The organism is Streptomyces sp. NPDC031064, from assembly GCF_055570965.1.
Genome location: NZ_JBVIGF010000001.1, coordinates 773,824 through 784,133, shown reverse-complemented (window position 1 = coordinate 784,133; position 10,310 = coordinate 773,824). Strand labels below are relative to the sequence as shown.

The 10,310-nt window shown below is 74.0% G+C and carries 10 protein-coding genes; 3 read left to right on the top strand and 7 right to left on the bottom strand.

Annotation, left to right across the window (positions count from 1 at the left end; translation table 11 throughout):
- Positions 1 to 163: 163 nt before the first annotated feature.
- From ACZ46W_RS03260 to ACZ46W_RS03235, 6 genes are all read right to left on the bottom strand, one after another.
- A complete protein-coding gene (locus tag ACZ46W_RS03260) occupies positions 164 to 1,330 on the bottom strand; it encodes a baeRF2 domain-containing protein (RefSeq protein WP_468330487.1) in 1,167 nt (388 codons plus the stop codon).
- Between the two features lie 66 nt (positions 1,331 to 1,396).
- Positions 1,397 to 1,984, bottom strand: coding sequence for a TIGR03086 family metal-binding protein (locus tag ACZ46W_RS03255; RefSeq protein WP_468330484.1), 588 nt, complete (start codon positions 1,982 to 1,984; stop codon positions 1,397 to 1,399).
- A gap of 244 nt (positions 1,985 to 2,228) precedes the next feature.
- Positions 2,229 to 2,786 (bottom strand): type 1 glutamine amidotransferase domain-containing protein, encoded by a 558-nt coding sequence (locus tag ACZ46W_RS03250; RefSeq protein WP_468330481.1) that lies wholly within the window; start codon positions 2,784 to 2,786, stop codon positions 2,229 to 2,231.
- Positions 2,787 to 2,807: 21 nt separating this feature from the next.
- The gene (locus ACZ46W_RS03245) at positions 2,808 to 3,233 is read right to left on the bottom strand and encodes a CBS domain-containing protein (protein WP_468330478.1); all 426 of its coding nucleotides are present in this window, start codon (positions 3,231 to 3,233) and stop codon (positions 2,808 to 2,810) included.
- 88 nt (positions 3,234 to 3,321) lie between these two features.
- Positions 3,322 to 3,696 (bottom strand): DUF2795 domain-containing protein, encoded by a 375-nt coding sequence (locus tag ACZ46W_RS03240; protein ID WP_366126374.1) that lies wholly within the window; start codon positions 3,694 to 3,696, stop codon positions 3,322 to 3,324.
- 441 nt (positions 3,697 to 4,137) lie between these two features.
- Entirely contained in the window at positions 4,138 to 5,928 is a 1,791-nt protein-coding gene (locus ACZ46W_RS03235) for a thiamine pyrophosphate-requiring protein (protein WP_468330474.1), read from the bottom strand.
- 291 nt (positions 5,929 to 6,219) lie between these two features.
- On the opposite strand from ACZ46W_RS03235, the gene ACZ46W_RS03230 reads away from it, so the two are divergent.
- Complete coding sequence (locus tag ACZ46W_RS03230) at positions 6,220 to 7,014, top strand: RNA polymerase sigma factor SigF (RefSeq protein ID WP_366126372.1); 795 nt, start codon at positions 6,220 to 6,222, stop codon at positions 7,012 to 7,014.
- Here the strand turns inward: ACZ46W_RS03230 and ACZ46W_RS03225 are convergent.
- Positions 6,992 to 8,140 carry a PAS domain-containing protein gene (locus ACZ46W_RS03225; protein WP_468330470.1) on the bottom strand — a complete coding sequence of 383 codons (1,149 nt, stop codon included), beginning with the start codon at positions 8,138 to 8,140 and terminating at the stop codon, positions 6,992 to 6,994. The two genes, ACZ46W_RS03230 and ACZ46W_RS03225, sit on opposite strands and share 23 nt — an antisense overlap.
- A 92-nt stretch (positions 8,141 to 8,232) precedes the next feature.
- Between ACZ46W_RS03225 and ACZ46W_RS03220 the strand changes: the two genes are divergently transcribed.
- Together ACZ46W_RS03220 and ACZ46W_RS03215 are read left to right on the top strand one after the other, a co-directional pair.
- Positions 8,233 to 8,955, top strand: a complete 723-nt coding sequence (locus ACZ46W_RS03220; protein WP_468330467.1) for an ANTAR domain-containing response regulator — start codon at positions 8,233 to 8,235, stop codon at positions 8,953 to 8,955.
- 119 nt (positions 8,956 to 9,074) lie between these two features.
- Complete coding sequence (locus ACZ46W_RS03215; RefSeq protein WP_468330463.1) at positions 9,075 to 10,301, top strand: aminotransferase class I/II-fold pyridoxal phosphate-dependent enzyme; 1,227 nt, start codon at positions 9,075 to 9,077, stop codon at positions 10,299 to 10,301.
- Positions 10,302 to 10,310 lie beyond the last annotated feature (9 nt).

Genomic DNA, 10,310 nt, shown 5'->3' with positions numbered 1-10,310 from the left:
GTACCCCGTACCTCACGCGCCCACGCGTGAGGTACGGGGTACGCGCGGGGCGGCCCCACGCGTGTGAGGTGGACCCCAGGCGTCGGGCGGACGGGCCCATGCGCGAGGGGCTCACGCGTGAGGGGCGGTGGGGGCGCAGGCGTCAAGCGGATGGGCCCGCGCGTCAGGCGGGTGCCGCCTCCCGCTCGCGTTCCTTCTCGGCGTACGGCCAGCGCAGCAGCGCGCCGAGGCCGCCGACCGGGACGTCGTCCTCGACCTCGGGCCGGACCCGCAGCACCTCCGCGCCCGTCATGATCGCCGAGCGCAGCAGCGCGTCATCGGCGCGGGCGGGCAGCGGCTCCAGTTCGCCCAGGTAGTGCGTGTCGCTGCGGCGCACCGCGATCTGGTCGGGCTCGGCGCCCACCCACACCTCGCGGTGCGCGTCGGGCCCCTCGGGCCGGATGAGCAGCTCGGCGATCCGGTGCTCGCGGGCCGCCTCGACCAGCGCGGGCACACCCTCGGCCGCGCTCGGCGCGCCGCCGCCGCTGGAGCGCGCCGCCCGGAAGCGGTCCAGCTCCTCCTCGGCCTGCCGCCGCAGGTGCTCCTGCCGGGCCGCTTCCACGTCCTCGTCCAGCAGCCGCACGCTCTTGCCCGCGCCCGCCGCCCGGCTCCCGTGCTCGCTCTCCACGGCCAGCGGGCGGAACTCCGCGGGCAGCCGCTCGTGCACGGAGTGCCGCTCACGGACGTCACCGGCCAGCACGATCAGATCGGCGCCGGTCTCCTCCTCGCACTCGGCCACGGCCTCGGCGATCCGCTCCGCGTTCTCGTCCCAGGTGTTCTCCACGCTGAGCTGGAAGTGACGCTCGGACCAGTCGGCCGAGCCGGTGCGGTGGATCGGCCAGTCACGGCCCTCCACATGACCGGCGGGGCGCCCGCCGAGCGGACTGCGCAGCTCCAGGTCCGCGCCGGTGCGGTCGATGTAGGCGACCAGGCAGACCGGCTCCTGCGCCGCCAGGTCCAGCAGCGGCGTCAGCCGGGGCAGCGCGGCCCACGTCACGTCGGCGGGGGCGAGGGGGCGGCGCGTCAGCGGCGGATCGAGGACGACCTCGCCGTGGGCCGCGAACACCGCACGCCCGGCCTCGCCCGGCGGGCGGGGCCCACTCGTCAGCGCCTCGTACACGGCGCGCTCGGTGGCCGGGTCGCACCCTTGGGCGGCGAGCGCCCGGCAGGCGTCCCTGGCTTGCAGTTCCCGCCGCTCCTGCGTGGACTCGTCGATCCGGGACGTGTCCAGATACACGCTGGCCCACGGCCCGGGGCGGTCGAAGAGGGGGGTGAGAAAGGCGAGTTGCATGGCTCCCTCCCGGAGGCCGGAATGTGCGTCCCGGACGGGTACCCGACAGACCACGGGCCACACAGGTCACGCTTCGCGTCCGACCATCGCCAGCAGCCTCGTCTGCTCGTCGGCGTCCGGCGGCGTCTTGAGCCGGGGGGCGAACAGGCCGCTCCCGGCCAGCTCGTCCGCGTACGGGGACACCTCCCGTACGGTGAACTCGACCAGCTCGTGCGGCAGCCGCTCGTCGGCGCCGATCGCCCGGGACAGGTCCCAGGCGTGGATGACCAGGTCCGAGGTCATCTGCGAGCAGTACGCGGTGGCCTGCGTCGGCCCGTAGGAGAGGTGGACCGTCCGGTCCAGGGCGCCCTTCTCCAGGAACGCCGCGCGGGACTCCGCCGCCGCCCGGTCCCAGACGGCGACCGGGTCGTCGCCCAGGACGTCGCCCTCGAAGGCGTCGCCGACGTCCGCGACGGTGCGCCGCTCCCGCAGCATGGGGACCACCCACAACTGCTCGGCGGTCAGGTGGTTGACCAGGTCGCGGACCGACCAGTCGGTGCAGGGCGTCGGGGCGTCCCACTGGTCCGGGCGGACGGCGTGCACCCGTTCGCCGAACAGGTCGAGCGCCTCACCGTGCCGGGCGAGGAGCGAGCTGGGCACATGGGGGTTCGGCATCCGGGGGCACCTCCGTGGGTCCGTACGACGTCACCGGCATCACCCCGTCCACTCTTCCCCCACGCGGTGCGCGGCGCGAGGCGGGGCCGACCACCGGGGGATGGGCGGCCGGGGAGAGGGGCGGCCAGGGGGACGGGGGCCGGGGGGACGGGGGACGGGCGGCCCGCTCCGGCCGGGGCGTGACACGACGAGGCTCCTCGTCCGCCGCGCGGGACGAGGAGCCGGTCTGGCGTGGGGACCGGGATCAGCCGCTCGCGGAGACCTTGGCCGCCTTGGCGAACTCGGCCGTGAACGCCTCGCAGAACGCCTTGAGGTCGTCCGGCTTGCGACTGGTGACCAGCGTGCTGGGCTGTGCCTCGCAGACCTCGACCCGCTCGTCGACCCACTCACCGCCGGCGTTGCGGATGTCGGTCCGCAGGCTCGGCCAGGACGTGAGCCGCCGGCCGCGCACCACATCGGCCTCCACCAGGGTCCACGGCCCGTGACAGATCGCCGCGACCGGCTTGCCCGCCTCGAAGAACTCCCGGACGAAGGAGACGGCCTTCTCGTCCATCCGCAGGAAGTCCGGGTTGGCGACGCCACCGGGCAGCACCAGGCCGCCGAAGTCGCCCGCCGAGGTGTCGGCGACGGTCCGGTCGACGGGGAAGGTGTCCGCCTTGTCGAGGTGGTTGTACGCCTGGATCTCGCCCGGCTTGGTCGAGACGAGGACGGGCGTGTCTCCGGCGTCCTTCACCGCCTGCCAGGGGTCGGTGAGCTCTACCTGTTCGACGCCTTCGGGCGCCACGAGAAACGCGATCTGCACGGTGGATCCTTTCTGGCTCTGTCAGGTGCCGGTGTTGGGCTCGGCCCGGCTGATGTCGGCGAGGACGGAGTGCGGGTCCTGCGACACGGCCAGGTCCCCGATGCTGACCATGCCGAGAGGGCGGCCGTCCTCCACGACGGGCAGCCGGCGGACGGCATGGCGCCGCATGAGGTCCACGGCGGACGCCACCTCGTCGTCGGGGGCGACGCACACCGGGTCCGGCGTGCACACCGACACGGCGTTCACCGTGAGGGGGTCGGCGCCGTCGGCGACCGCGCGGAGCGCGATGTCGCGGTCGGTGACCACGCCCAGGAGCCGGTCGCCGTCCGCCACCAGCACATCCCCGATGTCCTGGGCGCGCATGAGCTGGGCCGCCTCGACGAGTGACGCGTCGGGGCGCACTGCCGCCACCCCGGGCGTCATGACGTCCCTCACGAGCTGTGCCATGGCCGTCCGCCCTCCTGCCTCTTCCCTCGCCTCTTTCCCTTCGGATGACGCCGCCCGGGGTACCCGCCCCGGGTCCCTTCATGCCCGGTTACGCGGGGTGCGGTGGCCTCACCAGTGCCACGGCCACGTCCTGCACGCTGCGGTAGGTGCGGTCGCCGGGCAGCGACGCCACCCGCTCCATCAGCGGGTCGGGCGCGTGGCGCTCCCGCAGGATGCGCAGGAGGTCGCCGCGGTGCGCCGGGAACGGCGTACGTGCCAGATGCCGGCCCAGCTCCAGGCGCAGCGCCTCGAACGGGTCGGTGTGCACCCGGGGCGGTGCCAGTTCCGGGTCGTCCTCGGCGACCGGCTCCGGGTCGTGCCACTCCTCGGTCCTGGTCGGGTGCCCGGACCGGAGCAGCCCCTTGAGCTGGTGTTTCATCTCATCGTCCTGGCGGCGGCTGAGCCGGTCGCTGCCTCGCTGCATGGCGCCCTCCACGATCTTCCGTGTGCGGTCGCCGGGCGGGTACCCGGCCCGGCGGAGGCAAACCCGGGTTTGGGGCCGGGGGAGTGGGGGACTCGCCGGTGCGGCCGAGCGGCCAATGGGTGACAGGGAAGAAAAGGTCTCGGGCGCGGACGGCGGTCCGCGCCCGAAGGCTGTTCCGGCCCCCGCGTGTCCGGCCGCCTGCCGTGTTCCGCCCGCTTGCGTCACCGAGGGTTTGTCTTCCGTCACGGGGGAGACCCGGCCCCTGACGGAAGGACCGGGTCATGGGACTGCTATCCGTACTGGTTCCCCTGCTGCTGCCGCCCGTGATGCTCGCCGTGATCATGGCGATGGGGCGTTACGAGGAACTCATGCTGCCGGAACCGGAACCGGGGCCGGGGCCGGGGCCGGAACCGGCGACCACGGGTGAGGAGGCCGGCACGGTCACGCCTTCCCGCCCGGCAGGAACTCCTGCATCTTCGCCTTCAGCCCCTGCCTCACGACCGCGCCACGCTCGGCGTCGCCCTTCACGAGGGCCGCGACGGTCGACTCGAGCTGCTGCCACGTCGCATGCGGCGGGATCGGCGGTACGGACGGGTCGGTGACGAACTCGACGACCGCCGGGCCGTCCGCCGCCAGCGCCATCCGCCAGGCGCTCTCCACCTCGTCCGGCTTCTCCACCTTGAGACCGGTCAGCCCGATCGACTCGGCGAACAGCGCGTAGGGCACGTCCGGCAGCTCCTGGGACGGCAGGAACGACGGCGCGTTGCCCATGGCGCGCAGCTCCCACGTCACCTGGTTGAGGTCCCGGTTGTTCCACACGCCGATCACCAGCCGCGGATCGTCCCACTGGTGCCGGTACTTGGCCGCCGTGATCAGCTCCGCCAGCCCGTTCATCTGCATGGCGCCGTCCCCGACCAGCACCACCACCGGCCGGTCCGGGTGCGCGAACTTCGCCCCGATCGCGTACGGGACACCGCACCCCATCGTGGCGAGGGTCCCGGACAGCGAGCCGCGCATGTCGCCGCGCATCGTGATGTGCCGCGCGTACCAGTTCGCCACCGAGCCGGAGTCGGAGGTCAGCAGCGTACGGTCGGGCAGGAGCGGCGACAGCGCCCGCGCCACGTACTCGGGGTTCACAAGGTCGGTGCTCAGACCGGCCCTGCGCTCCATGACCTCCTCCCAGCGCCGGACCGACTTCTCGATCTTCTCCCGCCAGCCGCGCTTCCTGTTCCGCCGCAGCAGCGGGATCAGGCGGCGCAGGGTGGCGCGGGCGTCGCCGATGAGGTTCACCTCGTACGGGTAGCGCATCCCGGCCATGTGCGGGTCGAGGTCGATCTGCACCGCCCGCGCCTGCCCGAACTCCGGCAGGAACTGGCTGTAGGGGAAGCTGGAGCCGACTGTCAGCAGCGTGTCGCAGCCCTGCATCAGCTCCCAGGAGGGCCGGGTGCCCAGCAGCCCGATCGACCCGGTGACGTAGGGCAGTTCGTCGGACAGCGCGTCCTTGCCGAGCAGCGCCTTGGCGACGCCCGCGCCCAGCAGGTCGGCGACCTCCTCGACCTCCGCGCGGGCCGCCGCCGCGCCCTGGCCGATCAGGATGGCGGGCTTCTCGCCGGAGTTCAGCACCTCGGCGGCCCGCTCCAGGGCGTCGTCGGCGGGTACGGCCGTCCAGGCGCTGCGGTCCAGGCTGGAGGGCACCATCTTGAACTCGTGGGTGGGCGGGGTGTATTCGAGCTCCTGGACGTCGCCCGGCACGATCACCACGGTCGGGCAGCGGCGCGCGTACGCGGTGCGGATCGCCCGGTCCAGGACGTTCGGGAGCTGTTCGGGGACGTTCACCGTGGCGATGAAGTCGGAGGCGACGTCCTTGAACAGGGAGTGGAGGTCGACCTCCTGCTGGTACGAGCCGCCCATCGCGCTGCGGGCGGTCTGGCCCACGATCGCCACCACCGGCACGTGGTCCAGCTTGGCGTCGTACAGGCCGTTCAGCAGGTGGATCGCGCCCGGCCCGGAGGTCGCCACGCACACCCCGAGCCGGTGCCCGAACTTGGCGTACCCGACCGCCTGGAAGGCGGCCATCTCCTCGTGCCGGGCCTGGATGAACCGGGGCTGGTTCTCGGCGCGGCCCCAGGCGGCGATCAGTCCGTTGATCCCGTCACCCGGATAGCCGAACACGCACTCGACGTCCCAGTCGCGCAGCCGCGCGAGAATCAGGTCGGCGACATCCTTGCTCATCAGCGCTCCTCCTGGCCTCGTGGTCACTTCTTACTCATCGGTAACAGCCGTTGCGCCGCAGCGGCACAGGCCCGGGTACCGGGCCCCGAAGAGCGGAAACGCCCGGAGGCGGCCAGCATGGAAAGAGGAGTTTGCCTGGGTCCGCCCCGGGCATGCGCATCTCGTGCTTCGGACCGGAGGCACGTCCGTAGGAGCGGCGATCCGCTCCGGGCGTGTCGCCTGCCCGGAGAAAGGAGCTCTCCTCGGGGTGACAGCCAACCGTCAGCACCGTTCAGGGAGCTGAAAAGCATCATGCCTACCCTCGCTCAGACGAAGCATCCGCACGACGACGCCCCCGACACCGCCGAGGCGTTCCAGCGCCTGGCCACCCTGCCAGAGGGCGAGGAACGGGAAGCCGTCCGGCAGGACATCGTCCGCGCCTGGCTCCCCATGGCGGACCGGCTCGCCGGCCGCTTCCGCAACCGCGGCGAGTCGCTGGAGGACCTCAAGCAGGTCGCCGCCCTCGGCCTGGTGAAGGCCGTGGACCGGTACGACCCCGAACGCGGCGCGGCCTTCGAGAGTTTCGCCGTACCCACCATCACGGGCGAGATCAAGCGCCACTTCCGCGACCACATGTGGACCCTCCACGTCCCGCGCCGCGTCCAGGACCTGCGGGGCCGGGTCCGCACCGCCTACCAGGAGCTCTCGCACTCGGTCGGAGGCCGCGCTCCCACCGTGTCCGAGATCGCCAAGAAGGCCGGCATGACCGAGGAGGAGGCCGTCGCCGGACTGGAGGCCCTGGACAGCTTCACCGCCCTGTCCCTGGACGCGGAGCTGCCCGGCACCGAGGACGGATACACCCTCGTCGACGCGCTCGGCGGCCCCGACCCGGCCCTCGACGTCGTCATCGACCGCGAATCGGTCAAGCCGCGCCTGCGCAACCTGCCCGAACGCGAACAGAAAATCCTCTACATGCGGTTCTTCCGCGACATGACCCAGAGCCGCATCGCCGAGGACCTCGGCATCTCCCAGATGCACGTGTCCCGGCTGATCAGCCGCTGCTGCACCCAGATGCGGGAGGACATCATGCGGGACGTCGCCGCATAGCGAGCGCGATGTGGCGGGACATCACATCGGCGGCCTGCCCCTCGGCCATCGAGAACGCCCGTCTCGCACCCGTACGGAACAGGGTCAGCACGCCCAGCACGCCGCCGTCCTCCAGCGGCAGCGGCAGGCACAGCAGTGAGCTCACCTCGGCCCGCACAAGCACCGACGCGCCCGAGGCGTCCTCGCCGAACGCGAGGACGTCCTCGGGCCGCACCTGCAACGAGGCCGAGCCGCCCCGGGCCACCTCCACCACCAGCGGGCAGCCCGCCGGGTCCTGCGCCGCGACCGCCCTCACCAGCGGCGCGTACGCCTCCTGGGCCGGCCCCAGCGCCACGGCCCGGCGCAGCGGCCGCGCCCCGGCCGTGTCGGCCACCACCCAGTCCGCGAACCGGCCGTGCAGCACCCGTGCGGCCGCACTCAGCACCGCGTCCGGGTCCCCCGGCGGACAGGTCAGCAGCGCGCACGCCATCGCGTCCACCAGGTCCATCATCTCGGCGCGCTGCGTGGCCTCCGCCAGATCGGGCGGCAGCAGCCGGCGCCCCGCCGCCCCGCCGGCCGCCGGCGCCGCCGGCCCCGACACGCCCGGCTGGAGCACCACCAGCACGGTGGGCTGCGGCTCGCCCGGCAGCGGCAGGGCGACCAGGGAGGCCCGCACCGGCTCGTGCGGCCGCTGCTGGAGCCGTACGGTCAGGCTGCGGGCGCCCTCGCCGCGCGCCGTGGCCGCCGCCTGCGTGCGCAGCGGGCCCCGGTCGCCCGAGACCAGCAGCCCGGCCAGCGGACGGCCCGTGGCATAGCCCGCGCGGACCCCGGTCAGACCCGTCGCGGCGAAGTTCATCCGGCGCACCACCGTGTCCCGGTCGACCAGCGCGACCGGCAGCGGCAGCCGCTGGAACAGCGTCTTCAGCAACTGCCGCTCCTGGCGGTCGGCCGACGTGCCGTCCGGGGCACGGGCCGCCAGCCGCTCGTAGCGCGGCCAGAGCGACTCTGCCGCATGCTGGAGTTCGAAGAGCGCCGCGTCCAGGACACCCTGCTGTTCGCCGGGCGGAAGAGCGCGGGCGGAGCGCAGCTCGGCGACCCGTCGTACAAAATCCGCGAGGTCCTCGCCGAACTCGTCCGTCTGCGTCATGGAAGCACCGTAGCCGGACCGGGGAGCGGGCGGGTACGGGCCGTTTCGTGCCGCGGGCACGGGGCAGCCGCAGCCTGAGAGGAGAGCGCGCCATGTTTCCCGAGCAGGAGTTCGAAGGTCTGGAGCCGGCGTCCACCGTACGGAAACTCCAGCAACTCGCCGAACACTGCGTACGCTCCGTACCCGCCTGCTGCGGGGCCGTCGCCACCCTCAGCGACGGCGGCGGTGACGGCGAACGCCGCACCAGCGCCACCCACCCCGACCTCGCGGCCCTCGTGGCCGTCCAGCTCGACTCCGGCGACGGCCCCATACGCGCCGCCCTCGACAGCGGCGAACCGGTCGACGCGGAGGACCTCCTGACGGACGAACGCTGGCCCGACTACCGCGCGATGGCGCTCGGCTCCGGCGTACGGGCCAGCGTCACGCTCCCCTTCCACCGCGCCGGCATGGACATCACGCTCAACCTGTACGGCTTCCGGCCCGGCTCCCTGGAACACGCCGCGCACGGCTGCGCCGCCATACTCGGCGAGGAGATCACGGCGGGCCTCGCCCGCGACCGGCGCTACCGCGCCGCCCTGACCGAGGTCGGCCAGCTCTCCACGGCCCTCCGCTCCCGGCCGGTGATCGACCAGGCCGGCGGCATCGTCATGTACGTCCTGGGCTGCGACGCCGACGAGGCGTACCGGGTGCTGCGGCACGTCTCCCAGCTCACCAACCGCAAGCTCGCGGACGTCGCGGCGGGCGTCGTCCGCACCCGGGGGCGCGGCCTGGAGAAGGAACTGGCCCGCCTGGCACCGGGCGTCCCGCGCCGGTGACGGGGAACCCGGACGCCGCGGAGCGGCGATTTGCGAGGAACCTCCGTATAAAGGGCTGTAGGGCTGGGCACATGTCCCCGGACCACCAGCGGCGGAGACCCAGCGGCGGAGGTAAGGACATGCGGCAGCCGGACACGCGGGGGCGCGGCCCCGTCCGCTACGGGCCACCCGCGCCCGAGCCCGGCCTGCCCGTCCTGCCCGAGCTGGCCGCCGTCCTCTCGGCCGCCGCCGGCCGCACCGAACCCGAACCGCCGGGCGGCGGCGTCGTCCTGCGCGACGCCGCCGCCGGCTACTGGTGGCGGCGCGGACTGCGCTGCCACCCCGAGGACCTCGCCGCCGCGCCCGGCGCCCAGCCGCTGCTGTCGGCGCTCATGGCCGCCCACGGCGGCGACATCCTGCTGCCCCGGCCCTGCCCCGCCTGGTGGACCCCGCAGGCCCGGCTCCTGGGGCGGCCCGCCTACCACGTGCCGACGCCCGCCGAGTGCGGTGGCGTGCCCGACCCGTTCGCGCTCCTGGAGACCGTACGGCGCGTGCGCGCCGAAGGCGGCCACCCGGCCGTCCTGCTGCTCTCCGTGGCCGACGACCCCACCGCCACCGTCGCCCCGCCCGAGGTGGTGCGCGAGGCGTGCGAGGCGGCCGTCGCCGAGGGCCTGCACATCATCAGCGACGAGACCTGGCGCGACACCCTGCACGACCCCCACGACACCGTGCTCGTCAGCCCCGCCGAGATGTGCCCCGACGACGTCACCGTCCTGTGCGACCTGGCCGGCTCGCTCACCCCGGCCGGCTGGCCCGCCGCCATCGCCCGCTTCCCGCACACCGGGCCGGGCCCGGCCCGCCGCGCCCGCACCCTCGACCGGCTCACCGCGCTCGGCGCGCAGGTCGCCGCCCCCGTCGCCGCGGCCGCCGCCCACGCGCTCGGCGAACCCGAACCGGTCACCACCCGCGCGGCGGCCACCGCCGCCCTGCACGCGCGCGTGGCCGCCGCCGCGCACCACGCCGTGCTGACCGCCGGGGCGCTCGCCCTCCCGCCCCGGGCGGGGCGGCACCTGTACGTGGACCTGGGCCCGCTGCGCGGCCGGCTCGCCGAGCGCGGCGTGACCGACTCCATGGAACTGGAGGCGTACCTGACGGACCGCCTGGGCGTGCCCGCGCCCGGCGGCCACCGGTTCGGCGACGAGCTCGGCGCGCTGCGCGTACGCCTGCCCACCTGGCCGCTGCTCGGAGCAACCCCCGAGGAGCGCACGGAGTCCCTCACGGCGGCGGAGCCGCTGGAATCGCCGCACGTGGCGGAAGCGTTGAACAGGTTCGGTTCTGCTTTCCACGAGCTTGGAGAACCACGGTGAACGGAGCTG